The sequence below is a fragment of the Amycolatopsis sp. NPDC043889 genome (genome assembly GCF_056435645.1).
Genome location: NZ_JBWKEC010000011.1, coordinates 201,306 through 226,017, shown reverse-complemented (window position 1 = coordinate 226,017; position 24,712 = coordinate 201,306). Strand labels below are relative to the sequence as shown.

The 24,712-nt window shown below is 69.9% G+C and carries 27 protein-coding genes; 7 read left to right on the top strand and 20 right to left on the bottom strand.

The genetic code is table 11. The features are described 5' to 3' along the window. Positions 1-341: 341 nt before the first annotated feature. The 7 genes from AC0685_RS22245 to AC0685_RS22215 form a co-directional block, all read right to left on the bottom strand. Complete coding sequence (locus AC0685_RS22245) at positions 342-1,088, bottom strand: SIR2 family NAD-dependent protein deacylase (protein WP_478227281.1); 747 nt, start codon at positions 1,086-1,088, stop codon at positions 342-344. Positions 1,089-1,103: 15 nt separating this feature from the next. Beyond that, a complete protein-coding gene (locus tag AC0685_RS22240) occupies positions 1,104-2,294 on the bottom strand; it encodes a L,D-transpeptidase (protein WP_478227280.1) in 1,191 nt (396 codons plus the stop codon). 92 nt (positions 2,295-2,386) lie between these two features. Then, on the bottom strand, positions 2,387-3,253 hold the full coding sequence (locus tag AC0685_RS22235) for a patatin-like phospholipase family protein (RefSeq protein ID WP_478227279.1): 867 nt from the start codon (positions 3,251-3,253) through the stop codon (positions 2,387-2,389). Positions 3,254-3,262: 9 nt separating this feature from the next. Beyond that, complete coding sequence (locus AC0685_RS22230; RefSeq protein WP_478227278.1) at positions 3,263-3,925, bottom strand: DedA family protein; 663 nt, start codon at positions 3,923-3,925, stop codon at positions 3,263-3,265. A gap of 61 nt (positions 3,926-3,986) precedes the next feature. Continuing rightward, positions 3,987-4,988 (bottom strand): lipoyl synthase, encoded by a 1,002-nt coding sequence (lipA, locus tag AC0685_RS22225; RefSeq protein ID WP_400562947.1) that lies wholly within the window; start codon positions 4,986-4,988, stop codon positions 3,987-3,989. 37 nt (positions 4,989-5,025) lie between these two features. Next, positions 5,026-5,982, bottom strand: a complete 957-nt coding sequence (locus AC0685_RS22220; protein ID WP_478227277.1) for an oxidoreductase — start codon at positions 5,980-5,982, stop codon at positions 5,026-5,028. A 43-nt stretch (positions 5,983-6,025) separates the two neighbouring features. Continuing rightward, positions 6,026-6,556 carry a hypothetical protein gene (locus AC0685_RS22215; RefSeq protein ID WP_478227276.1) on the bottom strand — a complete coding sequence of 177 codons (531 nt, stop codon included), beginning with the start codon at positions 6,554-6,556 and terminating at the stop codon, positions 6,026-6,028. Positions 6,557-6,688: 132 nt separating this feature from the next. Here AC0685_RS22215 and AC0685_RS22210 point away from each other — a divergent pair, with 132 nt between their 5' ends. Then, a complete protein-coding gene (locus AC0685_RS22210; protein WP_034324103.1) occupies positions 6,689-7,306 on the top strand; it encodes a TetR/AcrR family transcriptional regulator in 618 nt (205 codons plus the stop codon). Between the two features lie 24 nt (positions 7,307-7,330). Continuing rightward, positions 7,331-8,266: an LLM class F420-dependent oxidoreductase gene (locus AC0685_RS22205; protein WP_478227275.1), complete on the top strand. Its 936-nt coding sequence runs from the start codon at positions 7,331-7,333 to the stop codon at positions 8,264-8,266. Between the two features lie 63 nt (positions 8,267-8,329). Here the strand turns inward: AC0685_RS22205 and AC0685_RS22200 are convergent, their stop codons facing one another. The 8 genes from AC0685_RS22200 to lpdA all read right to left on the bottom strand — a co-directional run bounded on the left by AC0685_RS22200 (position 8,330) and on the right by lpdA (position 15,944). Further along, positions 8,330-8,626 (bottom strand): hypothetical protein, encoded by a 297-nt coding sequence (locus tag AC0685_RS22200; RefSeq protein WP_340687470.1) that lies wholly within the window; start codon positions 8,624-8,626, stop codon positions 8,330-8,332. 60 nt (positions 8,627-8,686) lie between these two features. Then, a complete protein-coding gene (lipB, locus tag AC0685_RS22195) occupies positions 8,687-9,430 on the bottom strand; it encodes a lipoyl(octanoyl) transferase LipB (protein ID WP_478227274.1) in 744 nt (247 codons plus the stop codon). A 10-nt stretch (positions 9,431-9,440) separates the two neighbouring features. Then, positions 9,441-10,055, bottom strand: coding sequence for a phosphatase PAP2 family protein (locus tag AC0685_RS22190; RefSeq protein WP_478227273.1), 615 nt, complete (start codon positions 10,053-10,055; stop codon positions 9,441-9,443). After that, the gene (locus AC0685_RS22185; RefSeq protein WP_478227272.1) at positions 10,052-10,936 is read right to left on the bottom strand and encodes a TIGR01777 family oxidoreductase; all 885 of its coding nucleotides are present in this window, start codon (positions 10,934-10,936) and stop codon (positions 10,052-10,054) included. The genes AC0685_RS22190 and AC0685_RS22185 overlap by 4 nt, the downstream gene beginning before the upstream one ends. 14 nt (positions 10,937-10,950) lie before the next feature. Next, entirely contained in the window at positions 10,951-11,442 is a 492-nt protein-coding gene (locus AC0685_RS22180; protein WP_478227271.1) for an ArsR/SmtB family transcription factor, read from the bottom strand. A gap of 21 nt (positions 11,443-11,463) precedes the next feature. After that, positions 11,464-12,546, bottom strand: coding sequence for a serine hydrolase (locus AC0685_RS22175; RefSeq protein WP_478227270.1), 1,083 nt, complete (start codon positions 12,544-12,546; stop codon positions 11,464-11,466). Positions 12,547-12,744: 198 nt separating this feature from the next. After that, positions 12,745-14,514 (bottom strand): 2-oxoglutarate dehydrogenase, E2 component, dihydrolipoamide succinyltransferase, encoded by a 1,770-nt coding sequence (gene sucB / locus AC0685_RS22170; RefSeq protein WP_478227269.1) that lies wholly within the window; start codon positions 14,512-14,514, stop codon positions 12,745-12,747. Between the two features lie 56 nt (positions 14,515-14,570). After that, positions 14,571-15,944 carry a dihydrolipoyl dehydrogenase gene (gene lpdA / locus AC0685_RS22165; protein WP_478227268.1) on the bottom strand — a complete coding sequence of 458 codons (1,374 nt, stop codon included), beginning with the start codon at positions 15,942-15,944 and terminating at the stop codon, positions 14,571-14,573. A 214-nt stretch (positions 15,945-16,158) separates the two neighbouring features. On the opposite strand from lpdA, the gene AC0685_RS22160 reads away from it, so the two are divergent. After that, positions 16,159-16,503: a hypothetical protein gene (locus tag AC0685_RS22160; RefSeq protein ID WP_020630431.1), complete on the top strand. Its 345-nt coding sequence runs from the start codon at positions 16,159-16,161 to the stop codon at positions 16,501-16,503. 17 nt (positions 16,504-16,520) lie between these two features. Here the strand turns inward: AC0685_RS22160 and AC0685_RS22155 are convergent, their stop codons facing one another. Next, positions 16,521-17,504, bottom strand: coding sequence for an SMI1/KNR4 family protein (locus AC0685_RS22155; protein WP_478227267.1), 984 nt, complete (start codon positions 17,502-17,504; stop codon positions 16,521-16,523). A 104-nt stretch (positions 17,505-17,608) separates the two neighbouring features. Beyond that, complete coding sequence (locus AC0685_RS22150; protein WP_478227266.1) at positions 17,609-19,111, bottom strand: leucyl aminopeptidase; 1,503 nt, start codon at positions 19,109-19,111, stop codon at positions 17,609-17,611. Between the two features lie 111 nt (positions 19,112-19,222). Between AC0685_RS22150 and AC0685_RS22145 the strand changes: the two genes are divergently transcribed. Both AC0685_RS22145 and AC0685_RS22140 read left to right on the top strand, forming a co-directional pair. Then, a complete protein-coding gene (locus AC0685_RS22145) occupies positions 19,223-20,098 on the top strand; it encodes a hypothetical protein (RefSeq protein WP_478227265.1) in 876 nt (291 codons plus the stop codon). After that, positions 20,091-20,717, top strand: coding sequence for a DUF402 domain-containing protein (locus AC0685_RS22140; RefSeq protein ID WP_478227264.1), 627 nt, complete (start codon positions 20,091-20,093; stop codon positions 20,715-20,717). Before AC0685_RS22145 ends, AC0685_RS22140 begins: the two co-directional genes overlap by 8 nt. On the opposite strand, the gene AC0685_RS22135 is transcribed toward AC0685_RS22140, so the two are convergent. Next, positions 20,714-21,025, bottom strand: a complete 312-nt coding sequence (locus AC0685_RS22135) for a hypothetical protein (RefSeq protein ID WP_478227263.1) — start codon at positions 21,023-21,025, stop codon at positions 20,714-20,716. The two genes, AC0685_RS22140 and AC0685_RS22135, sit on opposite strands and share 4 nt — an antisense overlap. A 116-nt stretch (positions 21,026-21,141) precedes the next feature. Between AC0685_RS22135 and AC0685_RS22130 the strand changes: the two genes are divergently transcribed. Further along, positions 21,142-22,245, top strand: coding sequence for a branched-chain amino acid aminotransferase (locus AC0685_RS22130; protein WP_378443085.1), 1,104 nt, complete (start codon positions 21,142-21,144; stop codon positions 22,243-22,245). Positions 22,246-22,420: 175 nt separating this feature from the next. Here the strand turns inward: AC0685_RS22130 and cobT are convergent, their stop codons facing one another. Next, positions 22,421-23,497 carry a nicotinate-nucleotide--dimethylbenzimidazole phosphoribosyltransferase gene (cobT, locus tag AC0685_RS22125; RefSeq protein WP_125684478.1) on the bottom strand — a complete coding sequence of 359 codons (1,077 nt, stop codon included), beginning with the start codon at positions 23,495-23,497 and terminating at the stop codon, positions 22,421-22,423. Between the two features lie 93 nt (positions 23,498-23,590). Here cobT and AC0685_RS22120 point away from each other — a divergent pair, with 93 nt between their 5' ends. Next, on the top strand, positions 23,591-24,259 hold the full coding sequence (locus tag AC0685_RS22120) for an IspD/TarI family cytidylyltransferase (protein WP_478227292.1): 669 nt from the start codon (positions 23,591-23,593) through the stop codon (positions 24,257-24,259). On the opposite strand, the gene AC0685_RS22115 is transcribed toward AC0685_RS22120, so the two are convergent. After that, positions 24,256-24,660 (bottom strand): hypothetical protein, encoded by a 405-nt coding sequence (locus AC0685_RS22115; RefSeq protein ID WP_478227262.1) that lies wholly within the window; start codon positions 24,658-24,660, stop codon positions 24,256-24,258. The two genes, AC0685_RS22120 and AC0685_RS22115, sit on opposite strands and share 4 nt — an antisense overlap. Between the last annotated feature and the right edge of the window lie 52 nt (positions 24,661-24,712).

Sequence of the window (24,712 nt, the reverse complement as noted above, 5' to 3'; positions counted from 1 at the left end):
GGTTGTGGGAGAGTAGGACACCGCCGGACTAACCTTGATAAAGGGTCCAGGCCCCGGTCGAGAACCACGAGTTCTCCCGGGGCCTGGACCCTTTTTTCATACCCGAAACCCGTCACACCCGTGCCTGAACCCGGAACACACGAGTTCCGGGTTCAGGCACGCGAGTTCCGGATTCAGGCACGCGAGTTCCGGATTCAGGCACGCGAGTGACGGGTTTGGGCACGCGAGTGACGGGTTCACGCACGTGAGATACGGATTCAGGCATGTGAAGGACTGGGTTGGGCACGTGAGGGAGGGGCAGGGCGCGTGCGAGGCGGGGCGGGCCGGACGCATTTAGAGGACTAAATGCGGGAGGGGGCGAGGGCCGGGAGGGTTTCGCTGAGGGGGCCGCGGACGACGGCAGTGGCCATGGAGTCGTAGGGGGTTTCGGAGCCGTTGCAGATCACGACGGCGGATCCGGACCGTGAAGCGACACTCACCAGCGAGGCGGCCGGCTGTACCCGTAGCGAGGACCCGGCCACCAGCAGGAGGTCGCTGTCGGAGACGGCGGTCCGCGCGGCCCGGAGCAGGTCCTGCTCCAGGTGCTGGCCGAACGAGACGGTGGCCGACTTGAGGATGCCGCCGCACACCAGACAGGTCGGATCGGTCTCGCCCGCTCGGACCCGCTCCAGTGTCGAGCGCATGTCCCGGTGGTCGTCACAGGACAGGCAGACGGACTCGAACATCGTCCCGTGAAGTTCCAGCACCCGCTCGGGCGGCGAGCCCGCCTTCTGATGGAGCCGGTCGATGTTCTGGGTGATGATCCGCGTCGGCGACAGGCGCTCGAGCGCGTAGTGCGCGGCATTCGGTGTCGCGTCCCAGCCGGGGTGCACCAGCCGAGCCTGCCAGGTCCGCTCACGGACCTCACGGCTGCCTTGGTACGCCTTGAGGTTCGACATCTTCTCCGCGGCCGGGTCGCGGGTCCACAGGCCCTGCGGGCCGCGGAAGTCGGGAATCCCCGAATCCGTGGAGATCCCGGCGCCGGTCAGTGCGACGACCCGGCCGGCGCCGGCCACGAGTGAGCGGGCGGTGTTCAGGGTGCTGGTCACCGGCCCATCATGCCTCTACTTGAGCGCGCTGCCCGCCTGCCAGTCCGCCCACGACTTGGACCAGTCGCCGTAGAGGTCCCATACCGGCAGCTGCGGGCCGCCGGAGTTGGTCACCTCGACGACGTCGCCGAGCCCCATGTTCTGGTAGAACCACTGGGCGTTGGCGGCGTTGAGGTTGATGCAGCCGTGCGACACGTTGGAGCTGCCCTGCGCGCCGACACTGTTCGGGTTCTCGTGGACGAACTCGCCGTCGTTGGAGATCCGCAGCGACCACTTCTCGTTCGCCTTGTAGTACCCCGGCTGGCCCTGGCAGACGCCGTAGGTGCACGAGTCCATCACGTAATTCTCGTGTTTGTCCGAAATGACGTGTGCGCCCAAATGCGTGGGTGTGGCGTCCTTGCCCATGGAAATGGGCATCGATTTCGCCAGTTGACCGTTATGGAAGACCTGCATCTGTTCGGTGTTGCCGTCGGCTTTCGCGACCCACGAATCGTGCGCTTTGTACGTTTCGGTGCGATCGGTCGCACCGTAGACGCCATTGCCGAAATCGACGCCGTAGATCATCGCCGAAACCTTGAGCGTCGTCCCCGGCTGCCAGTACTCCTTGGGGCGGTAGTGGACGTTCTTGTCGTCGATCCAGTACCAGGAGCCCTCCTGCTTCGGCGTGGACTCCACGGACAGCTTCTTCTCGACCTCGGCCTTGTTCTTCACCGGCTGGCCGAAGGCGAACACGATCGGCTGCCCGACGCCGACGCCGGCGGACGCCACCGCCGAGGGGGCCGGGATGAGGTTCGGGTTCGCCTGCTGCTTCGGACTCAGCGTGGAGACCCTGCTCTGCTGCTCGACGGGCTTCCCGTCGGTGCCCTGGGCATGCGCCACGATCTTGTAGGTGCTGCCGTAGCCGAGCGGTTCGGTGGTCTTCCAGCTGAGCCCGTCGTTCGCCAGCTCGCCCTTCACCTGGTTGCCCTTGTCGGCGTTGGTGACGGTGACGTCGATCAGCTTGCCGTGCTCGGCCTTGACCACCACCGGGGTCGCCGGATTGACGTTCGCCCCGCCTGCCGGATCGATGGTCACCGAAACCGGGCTCGTGTCCGGCTCGGAGCCGGTGCCGGGTGAATTGGTGCCGCCCGAGGGCGAACACGCCGCGATCACCAATACTGTGGCGAGTATTCCGGCGGTCGAAAGTAATGTCTTCTTGGGAAACATATGATTCTCTTTTTACGTCGCGCTATCAGCGGAAAGTTCTCTTTCAAAACTACGCGACGAAGAAGACGTGATCGATGCCGGTCGGTTGCTCGTCACGCCACGACGAGACCAGGGGCACCATAAAGACCGGGGCCATCGACATTCAATTCGCCCAAATAGGTCTTCGCGGCCTCATAAGCCTCGGCGGTGAGTGTCGTGGTGTGGCTGAAGTCCAGCGGGCTGACCCGCACCGGCTTCGGCCCGGGCACGTACACCACGGGCACTTCGGCCGCGGCGATCGGCGCCTCCAGGACCGCCTGGTTCCGCATGCTGATCATCGCGGTGAACATCAGCACCTCGGCGAAGGTCTGCGGAGTGCCGGGCATCTTGCCGGGGAAGGCGCAGTCGAGGACGACGAGCGATTTCGCGCCCATGGCGAGCGCCTGGCGCATCGGCACGTTCGCGACCAGTCCGCCGTCGTAGAGCATGCGCTCCCCGAGCGGCACCGGCGGATAGATTCCCGGAATCGCGCAGCTGGCCAGCAGGGGTGCCAGAACGGGTCCTGTGCGGATGAGCAGCGGCTCGGCGGTGTCGACGTCCGTCGCGACGACACCCAACGGCAGCGCGAGATCCTCGAATCGGGCGCCCTCGCCGATGTGCTCGTCGACGATCGCGGCGAGACCGGTGTTGGGGAACAGGTTGGTCTTGCTGTGCCGGAGCGTCCGCACCTGGCTGAGCACGCCACCGGGGAACGCCTCGTGCCGTGTCATCCGGGACCAGATCCGGTCCAGCCGGTCACCCGATTCATCCCCGAGTGCGAGCACGGCGGCGTTCAGCGAACCCACCGAGGTGCCGACGACGAGGTCCGGGGTGATCCCGGCTTCGGTCAGGGCACGCAGCATCCCGACCTGCATGGCACCGAGACTGCCGCCGCCACCGAGGACGAAACCGATGGGCTGGGGCAGGTTCAGGGCGGCCATGCCCGGAATCTAGTCCTCCGCGCCGACCTTCGCCGGGGTGGCTTCCTCGGCTGTGACGCCGAGCGCCTTCTTCTTTTTGTAGCGCAGCAGGAAGAACACCGCGACGCCGACGAGGACGCCGACGATCACCAGGCCGCCGGTGTTGAGCGCGCCTTCGACCTTCTTGGCGGCCTCGCCGAGAGCGGCGCCGATGCCGATGTGGATGGCCGACCAGCAGGCCGCGCCCGCCGCGGCGGCGGGCAGGAACTTGCGGAAGGGCAGGCCCGACGTGCCCGACGCCGCCGGAGTCAGCGTGCGGATCACCGGGAGGAACCGCGCGAAGAACACCGCCCACGCGCCTCGCCGTTCGAGCACCCCCGTCGCCTTGTCCCAGGCGTCGAGGCCGTACTTGCGGATCAGTTTCGTCTCGCGCAGACGCGGACCGAAGCGTTTGCCGATCGCGTAGCCGAGCGAGTCGCCGAGTGCGGCGCAGACCGTCACGACGGCCCACAGGGTCAGGAAGCGGGAGACCGACGTCGCCGTCGTGGCCGCGACCAGCAGCCCCGATTCACCGGGGGCGATGAAGCCGAGCCCGATGGTGCACTCGGCGAACACCAATCCGCCGGTCGCCGCGACCAGCCCCGGTTCCGGGAGACTCTGCAGCCAGTTCAGAAGATCAGTTACCAACGCCACCAGGTCACTTTACTGATTCGTGACCTGGTGGGTGGCGATGTCGCGAAGAGGGTGACCGGAGTCACCTGGCCAGCAGCGAGCTGGCTTCCTGCGCGGCCGGCCCTTCGGCGGCGAGATGGGCCAAGTTCTCCGACAGCGGCTCACCGCGGTGGGCCTTCGTCTGGGCGAACAGCCGCCCGGCGCGGTACGAGGAACGGACGAGCGGCCCGGCCATCACGCCGGCGAAGCCCATCGCCTCGGCGGCGTTCGAGTGCTCGACGAACTCTTCGGGCTTGACCCACCGGTCCACCGGGTGGTGCCGGGGCGAGGGGCGCAGGTACTGGGTGATCGTGAGGATCTCGCAGCCGGCGTCGACCAGGTCCTTCATCGCGGGCGCGACCTCTTCCGGGGTCTCGCCCATGCCGAGGATCAGGTTCGACTTCGTCACCAGGCCGGCCTCGCGAGCACGCGTGATCACTTCGAGCGACCGCGCGTAGCGGAAGCCCGGCCGGATCCGCTTGAAGATGCGCGGCACCGTCTCGACGTTGTGCGCGAGCACCTCGGGGCGGGAGCCGAAGACTTCGGCGAGCTGGTCCGGGTCGGCGTTGAAATCCGGGATCAGCAGCTCGACGCCCGTGCCCGGGTTCAACGCGTGGATCTGGCGAACGGTCTCCGCGTACAGCCACGCGCCGCCGTCTTCGAGATCGTCACGCGCGACGCCGGTGACAGTCGAGTACCGCAGGCCCATCGCCTGGACGCTCTCGGCGACCTTGCGCGGCTCGGTACGGTCCAGCTCGGCGGGCTTGCCGGTGTCGATCTGGCAGAAGTCGCAACGCCGGGTGCACTGGTCCCCGCCGATCAGGAACGTGGCCTCACGGTCTTCCCAGCATTCGTAGATGTTGGGACAGCCTGCTTCTTCGCAGACGGTGTGGAGGCCTTCACGGCGCACCAGGCCTTTGAGTTCGGTGAACTCCGGACCCATCCGGGCGCGCGTCTTGATCCAAGACGGCTTCTTTTCGATGGGAGTCTGGGAATTCCGGACCTCGAGCCGCAACAGCTTGCGGCCATCTGGGGCAGCACTCACACCGCCACCCTACGCCCGCCGGAGTAGTGGCCGCCGCTCACGCGGGGTCGGGGGTGACGCCCGTCAACTTGGTGGTCACGTCCCACAACGCGGCGCCCAGCGACTCGCTCCTCGCGGCGGCCAAAGGGCGCACCTTGACCGGCGCGCCGCGAAGCCCGCCGAGCCCGCGCGGGCCGATGTAATCGCCGCCTTCGGCCTCGGGGGAAGTCGCCGCGAACAGCTGCGGGAGCGTGCCCTGGCGGGCGTTCTGCGCGATGAAGATCTCGCCGATCCGGTTGCCGCCGGCGACGAGCGCGCGCACCACGGGGTTGCGGTAAGAGCGGGCCATCCCCGAACCGAGCCCGGTCCACGTGTAGCCAGGATGCGCCGCCACGCTGATGACGTCGTCGCCCGCGGCGCGCAGCCTGCGGTCCAGTTCCAGCGCGAACACCTGATTGGAGAGTTTCGACTGGCCGTAGGCCGAGCCGGGGTTGTACATCCGGCGCTCGAAGTTCGGGTCGGCGATGTCGATGCGTGCGCCCGTCGCCGCGACACTCGACAAGGTGACGACACGCGCTCCGGAGCCGTTCCGCAGGGACGGCATCAGCAGCCAGGTCAGCACCGCGTGCCCGAGATGGTTAGTGCCGAACTGGGTCTCGAAGCCGTCCTTGGTGTGGCCTCGCGGGGTCGCCATGACTCCCGCGTTGTTGACCAGGACGTCGAGCTTGCCGCCCGTGAGTTCCTGGACCTTCTTCGCGGCTTCGCGGACCGAGTCGATGTCGGCGAGGTCCAGCCGGACGAGTTCGGGCGCTTCCCCGGTCGCGGCCGTGCGCACCTGGTCCAGCGCCTTGGCGCCGCGCTCCGGTGATCGGCAGCCGAGCAGCACGCGGGCCCCCTTGCCCGCGAGCACCTCGGACATGCGCAGCCCGAGCCCCGAGTTCGCCCCCGTGACGAACACGGTCCGGCCGGTCTGATCCGGGATGTCGGCCTCGGTCCAGCGCGCGTGAGCAGCCATGCCGGTCACCTAACTACATCGTCGCCTGTGCCGCTACGCCAGGTCAGGCGCTCGGCGCGAGCAACCGGAGCAGGTGACCCATGGGGCTGCGGCGGCGGGCGGGCTTCGCGTGCCGTCCGTGCCGGAGCAGGGTGGCGAACGCGCTGCCGACCTTGGTGATCTCTTCGGCCGGTTCGTTGCCGTCGGCCAGCCCCGCCGTCAGCGCGAGGGTGCGCAGTTCGGCTTCGTGCGACGGGATCAGCGCGGGGCACCGTTCGAGGGCCGCGTCGAGAACGGTGCGGAGGGTCTCGTGCTCGGCCGTGGCGCTGTTCCAGGCGCGGGTGACGGCTTCGACCCGGTCGAGCGCGAGATCCTGGTCGGCGTAGTCCGGATCGGTCATCTCGGCGCGGAGACGACCTGCGAGCACCTGGTTCCACTTGTACCGAAGCGCGACCAGAAGCTCTTCCTCGGTCGCGAAGTACTGGGTGGCGCCAGGGATTTCTTCGAGTGAGATCGCGTCGGACGGGTGGTGACCCGCCTGGCGCAGTGCGGCTTCGAGGATGTCGCGCCGCCGGTAGAAGTCGTTCCAGCTCATGATGTGGGCTCCCCTCCGTGACCCGGTTCATACCGCAGGTTTGCGGCATACTCCCGGTACGGACCTGACAGCAGTCAACATACCATGGGTATGGAGTGGGACCGGCGGCGTAAAGTTGTGAAGGTGGCGACAATGAGGTCAAGGCGGCTGGACTATTCCGAGTCCACCCGGTCGGCACTCGTCGAGAGTGCCGTGGAGCTGTTCACCAAACGCGGGTACGCCGGCACGTCTCTCGACGAGATCGCCAAACGGGCCAGGGTGACGAAGGGCGCGCTCTACCACCATTTCAGTGGGAAGCAGGCGCTGTTCGAGGCCGCCTTCGACACGGTCGAGAGCCAGGTGTTCGACCGGCTCGAGAAGATCATGAACGGCCCGGCCTCACCGTGGGAGCGGGCGCTCTCCGGGCTGCGTGGCTTCCTGCAGAGCTGCCTCGACCCGGCGTACCAGCGCATCGCGATCCACGAGGCGCCGGTGGTGATGGGCTGGGAACGCTGGCGCGAGGCCGAGGAGCGGTGCAGCTTCGGCCTGGTCCGCACCGGGATCCAGTCGCTCATCGAGGTCGGCGAGGTCGACGACGTCCCGGTGGACGTCACCGCGCGGCTGCTGTTCGGCGCGCTGTCGAGCGCCGCCATCGAGATCGCGAGCTCGCCGGAGCCGAAGAAGGTCAGCGCCCAGGTCGAGGAGGTCCTGGTGCGGCTGCTCGTCGGATTCCGCCGTGTCCCGCCCGCCGAGCACGGGAAAGCGAGCTGACCGCGCCCTGGCTAGGGTGGCGGCGTGGACCTCAGGATCTTTACCGAGCCCCAGCAGGGGGCCAGTTACGAAGACCTGCTCCGGGTGGCCAAGGCCACCGAGGACGCGGGCTACGACGCCTTCTTCCGCAGCGATCACTACCTGAAGATGGGCTCGGCGACCGGGCTGCCGGGGCCGACCGACGCGTGGATCACCCTCGCGGGTCTCGCCCGTGAGACCCGCCGCGTGCGGCTGGGAACCCTCGTCACCGCCGCCACCTTCCGGCATCCGTCGGTGCTCGCGATCTCGGTCGCGCAGGTGGACCAGATGTCGGGCGGCCGCGTCGAGCTCGGCCTCGGTTCCGGCTGGTACGACGACGAGCACACCGCGTACGGCCTCGACCTGCCGCCGATGAAGGAGCGCTTCGACCGCTACGCCGAGCAGCTCGCCGTCGTCACCGGGCTGTGGGAGACGCCGGAGGGGGAGACGTTCTCCTTCGACGGCGAGCACTACAAGCTCGTCGACTCGCCGGGCCTGCCGAAGCCGGCGCAGCGGCCCCGGCCGCCGGTGATCATCGGCGGAGGCGGCAAGAAGCGCACCCCGGCGCTCGCAGCGCGTTACGCGGACGAGTTCAACCTGCCGTTCGTGGGCCCGGACGTCGCCGCGGCGCAGTTCGGCCGCGTCGACGACGCCGCCCGCGAGATCGGCCGCGACCCCAAGGAGATCATCCGCTCGGCCGCGCTCGTCGTCGCCGTGGGCCGTGACGACGCCGAGGTCGCCAAGCGCGCCGGCGTGCTGGGCCGCGAGGTCTCCGAGCTGCGGGAGAACGGGCTCGCGGGGACGCCGTCGGAGGTCGTCGAGAAGGTCGGGCAGTGGCGGGAGAAGACCGGGATCACCCGGCTCTACCTGCAGCTGCTGGACCTCTCGGATCTGGACCAGATCGAGCTGATCGCTTCCGACGTCGCACCTCAGCTGGACTGAAGTACATGAAGGCCCCCTTCCTTGCGTCAGGCGCAAGGAAGGGGGCCTTCATGTACTGGCGGGTCACTGAATGTCGACGCCGATGTCCAGGATCTTCGCCGGCCAGGTGATGGTGAGGCGGGACTCCGCCCCGTGGACCGCCCATTCGCCCACCGCGTTGCCGCAGACCGGGCTGCAGTTGTACGCGGTGACCCGGTACATGCGGTCGCCATACGCGGTACAGCTGGCCCAGGCGTACTTCGCCCCGTCGTGCCCGCCGGTGCAGCCGGGCGGCGGCGTGGCCGACGCCGCACCGGGCAGGCTCACCGAAGCGGCGACCGCGATACCGGCCGTCGCGAGAACGCGCGAAAACTTGCGCATGACTTCCTCCAGTACGACCACCGGCGTTTCCGGCGGTCGTACCGGTGATCTTCGCAGAGGTCAGTTCTGCAGAGCGAACGTGACGCCAGGGGCCGCGGGTGCCTCGGGGCGCGGCAGCCAGCGCTCGTCGCTCACCGGCAGGTTACCTTCCAGTGCCGCGAGCACGGCTTCGCGCGCCATCGGCAGCACCGACGCCACGGTGACCTCGCGGTCGAGCTCGTAGGAAAGCGACGTCACGCCCGCGTCCCGGATGCCGCACGGGACGATCTTGTCGAAGGCGCCCAGGTCGGCGTTGCAGTTCAGCTCGAAACCGTGCATGGTCACGCCGCGCTGGACGCGGATGCCGATCGCGGCGATCTTCCGCTCCGGGCCGCGGTCGTCGGCAGGGATCCAGACGCCGCTGCGGCCCTCGACCCGGCCGGTGTGCACGCCGAGCTGATCGCAGACGGTGATCAGTGCCTCTTCGAGACGCCGCACGTAGTGCACGACGTCGATCGGGTCGGCGAGTTTGATGATCGGGTAGCCGACCAGCTGGCCCGGCCCGTGCCAGGTGATCTTGCCGCCGCGATCGACGTCGATCACCGGGGTGCCGTCGGTCGGCCTGTCCTCGGCTTCCGTGCGCTTGCCCGCGGTGTACACCGACGGGTGCTCCAGCAGCAGCATGGTGTCCGGGCCATCACCGTCGGCACGGGCTGTCACGTGCTTTCGCTGGAGTTCCCAGGCTTCGGTGTAGTCGATCGTCCCGATCTCGCGGACGTCGACGGGCTCGGCGGAGGCGCGGCATGACGTGGTCGAAGAGCTCACGTCAGCGACACTACGCCGGGTCTTTCGGCAGGGGGAGCAGGCCCAGCCCGGCCGCCGCGATCAGGCCGACGCCACCCACCGCGAGCACGGATCCCGCGGTGTCGGTCAGCCAGTGCACGCCCAGGACGATGCGGCAGAGTGCGCCGGCCACCGTCGCCGCGGCGGCGACCGTGATCGCCAGGCGCGCGAGGTGCGGACGGGTCCAAGCGCACAGCAGTACCGCGACGAACCCGGTGCACGCGACGGCGACCACGTGCCCGCTCGGATAGCTCAGATCGGGGAATTCGCGCGGCCGCTCCCGGTAGAAGGCCGGTTTCGCGATCAGGCTGGTCATCCGGCACAGCAGCAGGACGACGGCGAGTTTGACGCACAACGCGGTCAGGTCCCGGCGGCGCCAGGCGAGTACCACCAGCACCGCGCCCAGCACGAACGGCAGGACCGGGCCGAGGACGTTCGTGACCAGGCCCGCCACCTGACCGGCGGGCCGGGTGTGCTGACCGCGGAACGCGTCGGCGAGCGCGACGTCCACCGGCGGCGGACGCTCGTCGACGGACAGCCCGAGGAGGACGAAACCGATCAGCAGGACGGACCCGGCGAGGGTGTACAGACCGCGCCGCACGGTCATGTCGCGGCGGCCAGCGCGTCCTCGAGGGTCGGATGGCGGAACGCGTAGCCCGCCTCCTCCAGTACACGCGGCAGGGCGCGCTGCCCGAACAGCGCCATCTCCTCGGCCGCCTGCCCGAGGGCGAACTTCATGGCGAAACCGGGTACCTGCCAGATCGCCGGCCGGTGCACGGCGCGGCCCAAGGCCTTCGTGAAGGCGGCGTTCGTGGCGGGCTGCGGTCCGGAGAGGTTGACCGGGCCGGACAGCGATTCGTTCTCCAGCGCGAAAACGATCGCGCCGACCTCGTCGTCGAGCGAGATCCACGGCATGTATTGCTTGCCGTCACCGAGTTTTCCGCCGAGCCCCAGGCGGAACAGCGGTCGCAGGACATCCAGGAGCCCGCCTTCGCGCGCGAGCACCAGCCCGGTGCGGATACGCACGACCCGGGCACCGGCGGTGGCCGCGGTCTCGGTGGCGCCTTCCCACGCGGTGCAGAGCCCGGCGAGGAAACCGCGTCCGACCGGGCTCGTTTCATCCACAAGGGACGGACCGGCGTCGCCGTAGTAGCCGACGGCGGAAGCGTTGACCAGCACGGGGATCCCGTGTTCGACGACGGCTTCCGCGAGGACCTCCGTCGGTTCGACCCGGCTGTCGAGGAGGACCTGTTTGCGGGCCGCGCTCCAGCGCCCCGGGAGCAAGGGCGCTCCCGCGAGGTTCACGACGGCGTCGACCCCGTCGAGCGCGCCGTCCGCGATCTCGCCGGCGGGGGGATCCCAGCGGCGTTCGTCGGCCGCCCGCTCCTCCCGGCGGACGAGACGGACCACTTCGTGCCCGGAACGGCGTAACCGTGTCGTGAGGGAGGCGCCGATCAGCCCGCTCGCGCCCGCGATCAGAACTCGCATGATCCGATCGTGTCCTATCCGCGATCCGGGCGCACGCTCAGGTTCTTCAGTTGCCCGGCGACGTCGGACGCGGCGGTGAGCAGCACCAGCACCGGGATCGTCGCGGAGGGCCGGAGCCGGTAACTGCCGCGTTTGTCCTGCTCGACGATTCCGGCGCCGGTCAGCGCTTTGAGGTGGTGGTACAGCTGGCCCGGCGATCCGAGTTCGGCGGCCTCCTGAAGGGTGGGCGCGGTCTGCGCGCCCTTTTCGGCCAGCGTCCGCACCAGTGCCACCCGTGCGGTGCTGGACAGGGCCGCGAGCACTTCGACCCGCGGCCCGTCCGCGAGCGCCAGCATCGGGCCGGGCGTGACGTTGATCGCCCAGCTCAGTTCGAACGGCTCGGTCAGCTCGCCCTGATAGCCGACCAGCCCGCCAGGGCCTGTCACCGGTTCGGCCTGCTGCTCGCCTTCAAGCGCGGCGACCCGTGCTTCGAGTGCGGCGATCCGGTCGGCGAGCTCAGCGTCCATATCGGTTATCTATACCGTCGATCAGCGGAGCGCTCGTTCCAGGGCGGTGAACCGGGCCGGGTCGGACAGCGCCGCGAGTACGAGTTCGATGAGCGGCAGGGCGTTCTGCATGTCCTGGTCGCTCACGCCGGTGAGCAGGACGGCCGCCGTGCCCGAACGCCCGCCCGGCCAGCGGACGGAAAGCCCGAGGGTCAGTGAACGCGGCAGGCTTCCGCCCTTGAAGAGCACTTCGTTCGCTCCGGGCGGTACGCGGTCCGCGAGCGGCTTCGCGAGGATCTCGCGCGCGGGTGCGTACATGCCCTTCGCGATGCTGCGGTGAAGCGTGAACAGATCCGACGCCGAGCCCTGGCCGTGCCCCTTGATCCACGGCCATTGAGCGTCGGAGGTGCCCGGCATGTCGGGCCAGCGTTTGAAGGCTTCGGCGCGGAACCCCGGATCGCGCACGAACCGGCGCGCGACCGCGTCACCCATCGCCCGCCGGACGGCGACCGGGCTGCCGGGTGAGGGCCCGTACTCCGGCATCATCAGCATCAGGACCTCGCCGCCGAGAGATCGGGTGTCCGGCCGGAACCAGCCGCCCCGCGCCGCCGTCCGCTGGAGGGCGGGGTCGCCGAGGCGGATACGGAGATAGTCCGTGGCGGCGTTGTCGCTGAAAAGGATCATCGCTTCGGCGAGCCTCGCCAGGGGGACACACTGCTCGGGATCCTTGGCGATGCCGTACTCGTCGCAAGGGACGCCCAGCCAGTTGAGCGCCTGGAAATGCGCGCGGCCGTCGGCGACGAAGGGATGATGGGCGTCCCAGTCGCCCACCCGGATCTGTTCCTTCGGGTCGAGCCTGCCCTCGGCGACCGCGACGGCGTACGCGCTGAGATGCACGACCTTGACCGACGAGGCCAGAACGCGCCGGACGTCGGCGTCGCGCGCGGCGCGGCGGCCCGCGCCGTCGTCGATCAGGACGGAGACATCGCTTCGATGGGTGGCGATCCAGTCGAGCCAACCCTGTTCGGTCTTCGTGTCCGGCTGGGCCGCGGTCGCGGTTCCCGGTAGCAGCAACGCGGCCGATCCCGCGGCGGCACCGGCCAGCAGATGGCGTCTGGTCAGCATGGGCGGCTCCCTCCTCTTGTTTTCCGTAATTCCGGAATACTAGAGTTCCGGCTGCCTGTCAAACCCTCGCATTCAGTCCTCTGAATGCGGTGGTTCGCGATGCCAACTACCGCATCGAGAGGACTAAATGCGGGAGAAAAGAGGAAGGCCCCCGCCCCGCCGAAGCGGAGCGAGGGCCTTTCGCGGACTACCGGAGGATCAGAGACCGAGCTCGTCCTCGAAGTTGCCCTCTTCCAGACGCTGCTTGATCGTGGTGACGAAGCGGCCCGCGTCGGCCCCGTCCACCAGGCGGTGGTCGTAGGTCAGCGGCAGGAACGCCATCGACCGGACGGCGATCGTGTCGTTGCCGTCGGCGTCCGCGATCACGACCGGGCGCTTCACGACCGCGCCGGTCCCGAGCATGCCGGACTGCGGCTGCACGATGATCGGCGTGTCGAACAGGGCGCCGTTGGAGCCGATGTTCGTGATCGTGAAGGTGCCGCCCGACAGCTCGTCCGGCTTGATCTGGCCCGAACGCGCGCGGCCCGCCAGGTCGGCGATGCGGTGCGCGAGACCGGCGAGGCTGAGCTCACCCGCGTCGTGGATGACCACCGACAGCAGACCCTTTTCGGTGTCCACCGCGATCCCCAGGTGCACCGCACCGTGGTAAGTGATCTCCTTCGTGTCCTCGTTGTAGGACGCGTTGACGTTCGGGTGCTGCTTGAGCGCCTCGACGGTGGCCTTCGCGAAGAACGGCAGGAACGTCAGGTTGACGCCCTCGCGCTCCTTGAAGGCCGCCTTCGCCCGCTGGCGGAGCTTGGCGATCTTCGTGACGTCCACCTCGTGGACCTGCGTGAGCTGCGCGGAAACCTGCAGCGACTCGCGGGTCTTCGTGGCGGTGATCTGGCGGATCCGGCTGGCCTTCTGGACGGTGCCGCGCAGGGCCGCGAGCTCCGGCGAAACCGCGGCCTTGCGCGGAGCCGACGGGGCGGCGGCGGGAGCCGGGGCGGCGGCAGCGGGCTGCGTGGCGGGAGCCGGGGCGGCCTTCTGCTTGGCCTCGGCGGCCGCGAGCACGTCCTGCTTGCGGATGCGGCCACCGACACCGCTGCCGGTCAGCGACGACAGGTCGATGCCGTGCTCCGAAGCGAGCTTGCGGACCAGCGGCGTCACGTACGGCGCGTTGTCCGAGCCGTTGTCGCTGCTCGCCGCCGGCTTCGGGGCCTCGGCCTTGGGAGCCGGGGCGGCCTGAGGAGACGGGGCGGGCTTCGGCGCGGGAGCCGCTTCGGCCTTGGGCTCGGGCTTCGGTTCCGGCTTGGGTTCCGGCTTCGGCTCGGGCTTGGGTTCCGGCTTGGGCTCGGCCTTCGGGGCCGGGGCGGAACCGGCGGCCCCGATCACCGCGAGCACACCGCCGACCTCGACGGTCTCGTCCTCACCGGCGCGGATCTCCAGCACGGTGCCGGCGACCGGGGACGGGACCTCGGTGTCGACCTTGTCCGTGGAGATCTCGAGCAACGGCTCGTCGACCTCGACGCTCTCGCCGACCTGCTTGAGCCACCGGGTGACCGTGCCCTCGGTGACGCTCTCGCCCAGCTCGGGCAGCTTCACCTCGGTGCCTTCGCCGCCCGAAGCCGGCGCGGTGTCCGGCTGGGACGGCGCGGAGGCCTCCTCCTTCGCGGGCTCCGGCTCCGGCTCGGGCTGCGCCTCTTCGGCGGCCGGCTCGGCGGAACCGGAGGACTCCGGCACCCCGCCGGTCCCGTCGTCGATGACGGCGAGCACACCGCCGACCTCGACGGTCTCGTCCTCCTGAGCGCTGATCTTCACGACCTTGCCGGCGACCGGGGACGGGACCTCGGTGTCGACCTTGTCCGTGGAGATCTCGAGCAACGGCTCGTCGACCTCGACGGTGTCGCCCTCCTGCTTCAACCACCGGGTGACGGTGCCCTCGGTGACGCTCTCACCGAGCTCCGGCAACGTGACGGAGTAGGCCATCGTTCGCTGACTCCCTTGATATGTCTTGCTTGGTCTGGTTCTTCGACGGTGAGACGTCAGCTGTGGACGTGCAGCGGCTTGCCCGCGAGGGCGAGGAACGCTTCACCGAGGGCCTCGGTCTGGGTGGGGTGCGCGTGGATGAGGGGAGCCACGTCCTCGGGGAACGCCTCCCAGCTGTAGATCAGCTGCGCTTCGCCGATCAGCTCGCCGACGCGGTCGCCCACCATGTGCACGCCCACGACCGGTCCTTCCGGAGCCTTGATCAGCTTGACCCCACCGGAGGTCTTGAGGATCTGGCTCTTTCCGTTGCCACCGAGGTCGTAGGTGAAGGTGGTGACGCCGGAGCCGTACTTCTCCTTCGCCTGCGACTCGGTGAGGCCGACCGAAGCGACCTCGGGGTGCGAGTAGGTGACGCGCGGGATGCCGCTCTCGTCGATCATGCGCGGCTCCTGGCCGGCGATCTCCTCCGCGACGAAGATGCCCTGCTGGAACCCGCGGTGCGCGAGCTGCAGGCCGGGGACGATGTCACCGACGGCGTAGACGTTCGGCAGGTTGGTGCGCAGGCGGTCGTCGGTGAGGACGAAGCCGCGCTCCATCTTGACGCCCGCCTCCTCGTAGCCGTGCCCGGCCGAGTTCGGGCCACGGCCCACGGCGACCAGCAGCAGGTCGGCTTCGAGCGTCTCGCCGGACTCCAGCGACACGCTGACGCCGTTGTCGTCCTGCTTGGCGCCGGTGAACCGGACGCCGGTCTTGAAGGCGATCTTGCGGCGGCGGAAAGCGCGCTCGAGCTGCTTGGACGCGTACTCGTCCTCGTTCGGGACCAGGCGGGGCAGCGCCTCCACGATGGTGACGTCGACGCCGAAGGACGCCCAGACGGACGCGAATTCGACACCGATGACACCACCGCCGAGGACGATGGCCTTCTTCGGGATGTAGTCCAGCGAAAGCGCCTGCTCGCTCGCGATGATGCGGCCGCCCAGCTCCAGGCCGGGCAGCGTCTTCGAGTACGAGCCGGTGGCGAGGATGACGTTCTTGCCGGTGTAGCGGGTGCCTTCGACCTCGACGGTCGTGCCGCCGACGAACGTCCCGGTGCCCTCGACGAGGTTCACCTTGTGCGCCTTGGCCAGACCCTGGAGGCCCTTGTACAGGCGCGAGATGATCCCGTCCTTGTACTTGTTGACGCCGGCGATGTCGATGCCTTCCAGCACGGCCTTGACACCGAAGGTCTCGGCGTCGCGGGTCTCGTCGGCGACCTCCGCCGCGTGCAGGAGGGCCTTGGTCGGGATGCAGCCTCGGTGGAGGCACGTCCCGCCAAGCTTGTCCTTTTCGATCAGGGTGACGGAAAGGCCCAGCTCGGCCGCGCGGAACGCGGCGGCGTAGCCGCCCGATCCGCCACCCAGGATCACAAGGTCGGCGGAGGTGTCGGTCACTTCAGTAACTCCTCGGCAAGCGGTAGGGGTGGTGCTCTGGCGCCGCTTCGCGCGGTATACGCGCGCGCGGACACTCGCCATCTTGTCACTACGTGCGGAGAGGCTGCGACCTAGGCCGCGTCCTGTGACCCACGGGACACGACCCGCCAGGGTCGCCACGGTGAGCACACACCCGAGTCGGGATAATGGACACTGGACGCGACTGGGAAGTGAGGTGGTCGGAGTGGGTCTGTTCGACTCGCTGCGCCGGCGCTCTAAAGGTGGGCAAAAGCCCGGCACGCTGCGGAAAGCCTCTTCAAACGACTTCAAGCATCTAGAGGAGTGGGCCTCTTCACGGACCGGCGTCGAGGCCTATGTCGAGCCGAAGACCAACGTCACGGAGACCACCGTCGTCCTCATCGCCCACGATGGTGAGTGGACCCGGCGCCGGATCGAGAGCCTGGACGCGGCGCAGCAGTTCGGTCACAAACGGTCGATCCCGGTGTACGAGGTGGCGCGGGTCGGCTACCCGAAGAGGATGCGGGAGTACACCGAGCGGAAGAAGCGCGGCGAAGCCTGAGGCGGGCCCGGCGGAGTTCACGCGGATTGCGCCAGAAGGAGTAGGTGCCGCTCCAGCAGCGCCCGGAACGTCGGATGCACCGTCGTGCCCAGCGCCGGGTCGATTTCGACCGTCCGCCACTCTTCGCCGGCGGCCGTCAGCAGCACGACGGCCGGCTCCGCGATCACGACGACACCGCCTTCGGCGCGGAGTTCCGCGGTCCCGAGCAGCCGCGGGAAGACGACGTCGGCGGGCAGGCCGTCGCAGGTCTGGAGGAACTCGCGGTAGTCGCCGGGCAGCCGGAGGCCGAGCCGCGCCTCGACGGCGCCGATGGTGCGAAGGGAAGCGGCAGGGGGAGCGGTGCCTCCGCCGCGCAGCCGCAGGATGCCCGCGATCATCTCGCGCCAGGAGCCGGTGTCCGGCGGGTAGCGTTCGTACAGCGCCGCGACCAGTGCCCCGGCGCAGACTTCCGGCCACTCGCCGAGCCCGAGCGGGTCGGCTCCCGCGACCAGACGTGGTGCGAGCCGTCGTGTCGCGGCCGCCATTGCGACGTCCGGGCGGCTCTGGCGCGACGCGATCTCCGCCCAGGCGTCCAGATCGCCTCGCGCGACGGCTTCGCGCAACCGGTCCGGGCGCGACGGCCCGAGACGCGTGACGGCCTCGCCGATCGGAGAGCCGCCGAACAGACCGTCGAAATCGGACGCCCGCCGGGCGAGGTGCTCGTCGTGCGCGCGTTCCTCGGCGTCGAGATCGAGCGGAGTCAGCGCCTCGGCCCACTCCGGCCGCGTCCCTTGTGCCTCGAAGAGCATCGCCCACGCGCGGGCCTGCAGCCCGCCGGGCACGAGTGCGGTGACGGGCCGTTCGGTGAGCGCGTGCCAATGCGTGATCAGCCTGTCGGCCTCCGCCATCGTCCCGGACGCGGCGAACAGCAGGGCCGCGTGCGCGATCCGATCGTCGAGCGCCGCGTCGTCACCGCTCAGCACGTCCCTGATCGCGCCTTCGAGGTACGCGTCCCTGTCCACGGAAACGACCTTGCCACACCACCGGACCGCGGTGGCCGTGAAGCGCGTGAAGGCCCCTTTCCCTCGGCTCAGCCGAGGGAAAGGGGCCTTCACGCGCGAAAGGGTCAGCCGTTCGCGGCGATGTCCGCGAGGACCGCGGCGATGGTGCGGACCGGGACGCCGGTGCCGCCCTTGCCGGTGTAACCCCACGGCCCGGAGGTGTTGAACGACGGGCCCGCGATGTCGATATGCGCCCAGGGCAGGCCCTCGGTGACGAACTCGCGCAGGAAGATGCCCGCGGCGAGCATGCCGCCCCAGCGGTGCCCGGTGACGTTGGCCAGGTCGGCGAGGCGCGAGTCGAGGTCGGCGCGCAACTCCTCCGGCAGCGGCATGGCCCAGCCGCCCTCGCCGGTGGCCTGCGCGATCGAGGCGACGCGGTCGCGGAACTCGTCCGAACCCATGACGCCCGCGGTCCGGTTGCCCAGCGCGACGACCTGCGCGCCGGTCAGGGTCGAGGTCTCGATCAGGTAGTCGGGGTTCTCCTCGCCCGCGCGCACGATGGCGTCGGCCAGCACGAGACGGCCTTCGGCGTCGGTGTTGAGCACCTCGACGGTCTTGCCGCCGTACATGCTGAGCACGTCGCCCGGCCGGTACGAGGTGGCCGAGGGCAGGTTCTCCGCCAGCGGGATGTGCGCGACGACCTCGAGCGGGTACTTCAGCTTCGCGGCCAGCACCACGGAAGCGAGCACGGCGGCCGCGCCCGACATGTCCGAGGTCATGTGGTCCATGTTCGCGGCGGGCTTGATCGAGATGCCGCCCGAGTCGAAGGTGATGCCCTTGCCGACCAGCGCGACCTTCTTCGAGGCCTTCGCGGGCTTGTAGGCGATGCGCAGCAGGCGCGGCTGCCGCGACGAACCGCCACCGACGCCGAGGATGCCGCCGAAGCCCTTGCGCTTGAGGGCCTTCTCGTCGAGGACCTCGAAGTCGAGGTTGTTCGCCTCGGCCAGCGTCTTCGCGCGGTCGGCGAAGGAGGCCGGGAACAGGTCGTTCGGCGGGGTGTTGATCAGGTCGCGGGCGATGATGACCGATTCGGCGATCAGGCCGGCGGCCTTCAGCGTCGCCTTGTGGTCCTTGGCGGTGCCCTCTTCGGGGCTCACGAAGTCGACCTTGGCGACCGGGGCGTCACCCTTCTCGGAGCGGTACTCGGTGAAGGAGTACGCGCCGAGCACGGTGCCCTCGACGGCGGCCTGGAGGTCGAGCGCCGACAGCGTGACGAACGCGCGGTCGGTCCCGCTCAGCGCCCGCGCGGCGGCCCCGGCGCCCCGGCGGACCTGCTCGGCGGTGACGCCGTCCGTGCCCGCCTTGCCGAGGCCGACGGCCAGCACGACACCGGCGGACAGCTTGCCCAGCGTCGGTACCTTGACGATCTCGTCGGCCTTGCCGGACGCGCCGAGGGTGCCGAGGACGTCGGCGAGCTTGCCGTCGAAGGCGGCGTCGGCGACGGAGGAGCCGGCGGCGAGCGCCAGGCCGTCCTCGCCCTGCAGGGTTCCGATGACGACGACGTCGGCGCGCGTCTTGGCAAGCGCCGCTTCTGCGTTCTCGGTCAGGGCAAGCTTCGGCACGGTCACTTCTGGCTCCTCGCGCGTTCGCGGTGGTACCGGGCGGCCGCCCGGTTGGATCGTGAGCCATGCTAATGACAGCGGGACCTGGGGTAACAGCGGGGCCGATCGGGTCACTCGGTGTACAGGAAGGGAGACGGCGTGCGGCTGGCGGGCGGTCTGCTCATCGCACTGGCGGCGGGCACCTCCGGAGCGGATTACTGGGTACTCGCCGCCGCCGTGGTCGCGGCCGTGCTCGCCGTCGCGGCGGAGGCGCTGCTGCCGCCGGTGGGCGACACCCGGCCCGATCGGATCGCGGGCTCCGTTTCGCGGCTGGGCCTGGTCCTGGTCTTCGCGACGACGTTCGGCCAGTACCTCTTCCCGTCCGCGCCGGGAGCCGCCGCCGCGGTGTTCGCCGCCGTGGTGACCGTCGCCGACCTGGCCGGGGTCCGCCTCGGCGACTACGCCGCCCGCTGGGTCACCGGCCTGCTGCTGGCCGCGGCCGTGTCCCTGATCGCGATCTGCGTAGGGATCCCGCCGCTGGCGCAGTTCATCGCGCCGGACCCGCCGTCCGTGCCCGGGCTCGGCCTCGCCGTGCTGGTGCTGCTGCCGTTCCTGCTGCCCCGCCGTCCCGGCGCGGGCCGCGCCGCCGCGGTGGGCGCCGTGGCCGTCGCGATCACCGCCGTCGCCCTCTATCAGCTGGGCCCGATCCGGCTGGGGCTTTCGGCGACGTCGTTCCGTGAGCTCCTCGCCGCGGCCGACGCGGTTTCGCTGCTGCCGGTGCTGACCGTCGTGGCCGCCGTGGCGACCGTCCCCGTCGCGGTGGACGCCTTCACCGACGGCCGCGAGCGGCTTTCCCCGGAACGTCCGAAGGCGACACTCGCTTGTGGACTGATCGTGGCCGTCGCCGCGGCCTTCGCTGGGCCGGTCGTGGCCCTCGGGCTCGCGGGAGTGGGAACGCTCGCCGAACTGGTTCTGCGGGTCCGCGCCCGTCGGTACCGTTCAAGGCGTGCGTGATCCTCACTGGACCCCGGGCGACACGGTCGTCGAACGCTTCCTGCGACCGGACGGCTCGATCGGCCAGCATCACCCGCTTCGCGTCATCTCCGACGACGGCACCGTGCTGCTCGGCTGGCTGCCCGCGGACACCCCGATCGTCGGCAGCAGGCTCGCCGACGGGCGCCTCTTCCGCGAGGCGCCGCTGGAGGAGCGGTTCCGGGTGCCGAGGGTGCGCGTGGCGGACCTCTGGCGCGACACCTCGACGCTGCGCCGCATCGCCGACGACGAATGGTCGTCGGTCTGGTGGTTCTTCGACGGCGGCGGCCGCTTCCTGAACTGGTACGTCAACCTCGAGGTCCCGCTGGGGCGCACGGCGTCTGGACCCGACCGCATCGACGGCATCCTCGACGTCGCCGTCGAGCCCGGCGGGCGATGGCAGTGGAAGGACGAGGACGAGGCCGAGGAGGCCGTCCTCGCCGGCCGCATCACCGCGGGGCAGCTCGAACGCCTGCGCGCCGAGGGCGAGCGGATCGGGGCACTCGCGGACGCCGGGCGGTTCCCCTTCGACGGGACGTGGACCGACTTCCGGCCCGACCCGGACTGGCCCGCGCCCGGCCTTCCCGACGGGTTGCTCTAGCTCACCTGCAGCAGCAGGAGCAGCACCAGCACCACGTTGATCACCGTCAGGATGACCACCGATTTGGTGGACAGCTCGCGCGGGAACACCTTGCCGTGGATGCTCTTCCACCAGAAGATGCCAAAACCGCCGGCGACCAGGCCGAGGAACGCACCGAAGCCGCTGTCGAGCAGGGCCCAGCCGTCCATCATCAGCACGCCGGTGCCGAAGGTGAGCAGCACGGCCGTCGCGAAGGTCTTGACGTCTGCCCCCGCGCCGGGGGCGGCGGGCTGGGCCGGTTGGGCGGGCTGCATCTGGTTGTACGTCACGCCGCCATCCTAGGGCGAAGGCCCTCCCGTGTTCGTCGTGACGGACAGATCGCGGGAGGTAAAGATATGCGGACGTCCGACTAACGTGGGTCCGACCAAGCGTTATCGTCTTAGCCATGACGACCTCGACGCAGTTCACCCACCTCCCGCACCCGAGCCCCGCGAGCCCGGAACGCGTCGCGGACGTATTGGCCGCACCCGGCTTCGGCCTGCACTTCACCGACCACATGGTGACCGTGAAATGGAGTGCCGAGCAGGGCTGGCACGACGCCACCGTCGGGCCGTACGCGCCACTCACGCTCGACCCGGCGACCTCCGTGCTGCACTACGGCCAGGCGATCTTCGAAGGCCTCAAAGCGTACCGCCAGCCGGACGGCACGATCGCGGCGTTCCGTCCCGACGCGAACGCGATCCGGTTCCGCAACTCGGCCGAGCGCCTCGCCATGCCGCAGCTGCCGGTGGAGACCTTCCTCGACTCGATCCGCGAGCTCATCGCGGTCGACGCCCGCTGGGTCCCGACGAAGCCGGGCGAGTCGCTGTACCTGCGGCCGTTCATGATCTCCACCGAAGCCGGGCTCGGCGTCAACCGGCCCGCGAACGAGTACCTCTACGCGCTGATCGGCTCGCCCGCCGGCTCGTACTTCGCCGGCGGCGTGAAGCCGGTGAGCGTGTGGCTCTCGACCGAGTACGTGCGCGCCGTCCCCGGCGGCACCGGCGAGGCGAAGTGCGCGGGCAACTACGCGGCGTCCTTCGTCGCGCAGGCGCAGGCCGTCGAGAAGGGCTGCGACCAGGTCGTGTGGCTCGACGCGGTCGAGCGGCGCTGGGTCGAGGAAATGGGCGGGATGAACCTGTTCTTCGTCTTCGGCTCCGGTGACGAGGCCCGCGTCGTGACCCCGGAACTGACCGGCTCGCTCCTGCCGGGCGTGACCCGCAAGTCGCTGCTGGAGCTGGCGAAGTCGTTCGGGCACCAGGTCGAGGAGCGGCGCGTCTCCACCGACGAGTGGGAGAAGGCGGCGGCCTCGGGCGAGCTGACCGAGGTGTTCGCCTGCGGGACCGCGGCGGTCATCACGCCGGTCGGGCACGTGAAGCACGCGGGCGGCGAGTTCTCCGTCGCGGGCGGGCAGCCCGGCGAGCTGACGATGAAGCTGCGCGGCGCGCTGACCGGGATCCAGGAGGGCACCCGGCCCGCGCCGGAAGGCTGGATGTACCCGCTGGGCTGAGGTTTCGGCGCCGGCAAGTCCGTGAAGGCCTCCTTCCCTACCTTGAGCGTAGGGAAGGAGGCCTTCACCACTTCGGTGGCCGGAGGTGCTCGGGATGCGATGAAAGGCTCCTTCCTTGCAAAATTTGCAAGGAAGGAGCCTTTCATCGCATCCCTGAGGCGGAGCGAACAGCGCGTCAGGAAGCGGGGGCCTCGATCAGCGGCCCGCTCACCCCGGCCTGCTCGTGCGTGGCCATCTCCGCGAGCACCCGCGTCGCCATGAACACCAGCGGCAGCGCCGCGACCGCGCCCGTCCCCTCGCCGAGGCGCACGTCCAGGTCCAGGATCGGGTCCAGGTCGAGGTGCTCCAGCGCCAGCGCGTGCGCGGGTTCGCCGCCACGCTGGCCCGCGGCCCACCACTGCCGCGCGCCGGGAACGAGTTCCTCGGCGACCAGCGCGGCCGCGGAGGCGACCAGGCCGTCCAGGATCACCGGCGTCTTCCGGAGCGAGGCCTGCGCGAGGAAACCCGCCATCGCGGCGATGTCCGCGCCCGCGGCGGTGCGCAGCAGCGCGACCGGGTCGGCCAGTACGGTCCGCGCGCGCCGCAGCGCGTCCCGGACCGCCGCGGCCTTGCGCATCCAGGCGTTGTCGTCGATCCCGGAACCGCGGCCGACGACGGCCACCGGTTCGCTGCCGGTCAGCGCCGCGACCAGCACCGAGGCCGGGGTGCTGTTCCCGATCCCGAGGTCGCCCGCGATGAGCAGGTCGGCCCCGCCGTCGACCTCGGCGTCGGCGATCGCCCGGCCCGCGCGGACGGCGGCACGCGCCTCCTCGTCGGTCAGCGCGTCCTCGACGTCGATCGAGCCGGAGCCGCGCCGCACCTTGAACTCGCCGATCGACCGCGTCGCGGGAGCGTCGCTGTCGACGGCCATGTCGACGACCCGGACGCTCGCGCCCGCCGAGGCCGCCAGGACGTTGATGGCCGCGCCGCCGGTCAGCATGCTGCCGACGAGTTGCGCGGTGACCTCACCCGGATAGGCCGAGACGCCCTTCGCGGCGATGCCGTGGTCCCCGGCGAACACCACGACCCGGGGCCGCGTGAACGGCCGTGGCGGCGACTGGCCCTGGCAGGCCGCGACCCACACGCCCAGTTCTTCGAGCCTGCCCAGCGAACCCGCCGGTTTGATCAGTTTCGAGTGCAGGGCGATCGCCGCCGAGCGCGCGTGTTCATCAGGCTGCTCGACTTCGGCGAACTCGAGGATTTCGTCGTCCAACGCCCTGCCCCTTCGGATCGCTTCGGTGGCCGGGCCCAACCTACCCACCCGCCTGTGCCAGAGTTGCCTGTGGCTCAGACGAAGGCCGCCGGGGTGGTGCTCGCGAGCGGAGCGGGCACCCGGGTCGGCGCCAAACTCAACAAGGTCTACCTGCCGGTGGCGGGCAAACGGGTCGTCGCGTGGTCGCTCGGCGCCTTCGCCCGCGTGCCAGGGATCGACGTGCTCGTGCTGGTCATCCGGCCGCAGGACACCGAACTCGCGCACGAGGTGCTCGCCGCGCATCCGGGCGAGGTCGAACTCGTCCACGGCGGCGCGACGCGCCAGGGCTCGGAGCTGAACGCCTTGCGCCACTTGGCTTCCCGTATCGAGAGCGGAGAGATCGACGCCGTACTGCTGCACGACGCGGCCCGTCCGCTCGTCACCCCGGAACTGATCGCGGACGTCCTCGCCGGCACGCGGCGCCACGGGGGAGCGGTGCCCGGCGTCGCGGCCGACGACATCGTGCGCGTCGACGGCGACACCGTTTCCGGCGCGCTGCCCGGGGCGATCAGGGTGCAGACGCCACAAGGCTTCCGCGCCGCCCCGTTGCTCGAAGCCTACGAAACGGCCGAGCGAGAGGGTTTCGTCGGCACGGACACGTCTTCGTGCATGGAAAGGTTCTCCGCGCTGCCGGTGCGGTGGGTTCCGGGCAGCGCGGAGAACCTCAAGATCACCTACCCGCACGACCTCGTTGTCGCCGAGCAGGTGATCGGCCGAGGTTAGGGATCTCCCTGGTCGGCCTTGGCCGGTATGGCGGGCAGGATGGTGACCGGCCGGCGCGCTTCCATCGGGATCACGCAGTCCGGATGTGGTTGCAGCAGCTGGATCGGCGCGGCGGACTCGCCGGGAGCCGGGATGGTGAGCACGGCGCGCAGGGTCCAGTCGGCCGTGGAGTGGTACTGCCATGAGACGAGTGCCGGCCGGAAGACATCCGTGTCGGCGACCGTGGTGACGCGGAAGGCGCTCGCCCGTTCCTCACCGCGGAGGATGAGGACGTCGGCGCAGGTGTCCCACTGGAACACGGCGGCCCAGACCTCCGGTTCCTCCCGGGGGCCGAAGATGTAGACGACCCACCGGCGTCTTCGAAGCTCTTCGAGCAGTTCGTCGATGCTCAGGTGGTTCATCGAGCCCCCTAACGGGTTTCGGGAACTTCTCGGAGAGTAACAGGTGTGCTAG

Excerpts from the sequence above, each read along its gene's own strand:
- AC0685_RS22240 (WP_478227280.1), bottom strand. The coding sequence starts at position 2,294 with ATGTTTCCCAAGAAGACATTACTTTCGACCGCCGGAATACTCGCCACA.
- AC0685_RS22235 (WP_478227279.1), bottom strand. The coding sequence starts at position 3,253 with ATGGCCGCCCTGAACCTGCCCCAGCCCATCGGTTTCGTCCTCGGTGGC.
- AC0685_RS22220 (WP_478227277.1), bottom strand. The coding sequence starts at position 5,982 with ATGGCTGCTCACGCGCGCTGGACCGAGGCCGACATCCCGGATCAGACC.
- AC0685_RS22215 (WP_478227276.1), bottom strand. The coding sequence starts at position 6,556 with ATGAGCTGGAACGACTTCTACCGGCGGCGCGACATCCTCGAAGCCGCA.
- AC0685_RS22210 (WP_034324103.1), top strand. The coding sequence starts at position 6,689 with ATGAGGTCAAGGCGGCTGGACTATTCCGAGTCCACCCGGTCGGCACTC.
- AC0685_RS22200 (WP_340687470.1), bottom strand. The coding sequence starts at position 8,626 with ATGCGCAAGTTTTCGCGCGTTCTCGCGACGGCCGGTATCGCGGTCGCC.
- AC0685_RS22190 (WP_478227273.1), bottom strand. The coding sequence starts at position 10,055 with ATGACCGTGCGGCGCGGTCTGTACACCCTCGCCGGGTCCGTCCTGCTG.
- AC0685_RS22185 (WP_478227272.1), bottom strand. The coding sequence starts at position 10,936 with ATGCGAGTTCTGATCGCGGGCGCGAGCGGGCTGATCGGCGCCTCCCTC.
- AC0685_RS22180 (WP_478227271.1), bottom strand. The coding sequence starts at position 11,442 with ATGGACGCTGAGCTCGCCGACCGGATCGCCGCACTCGAAGCACGGGTC.
- AC0685_RS22175 (WP_478227270.1), bottom strand. The coding sequence starts at position 12,546 with ATGCTGACCAGACGCCATCTGCTGGCCGGTGCCGCCGCGGGATCGGCC.
- sucB (WP_478227269.1), bottom strand. The coding sequence starts at position 14,514 with ATGGCCTACTCCGTCACGTTGCCGGAGCTCGGTGAGAGCGTCACCGAG.
- AC0685_RS22130 (WP_378443085.1), top strand. The coding sequence starts at position 21,142 with ATGACGACCTCGACGCAGTTCACCCACCTCCCGCACCCGAGCCCCGCG.
- AC0685_RS22115 (WP_478227262.1), bottom strand. The coding sequence starts at position 24,660 with ATGAACCACCTGAGCATCGACGAACTGCTCGAAGAGCTTCGAAGACGC.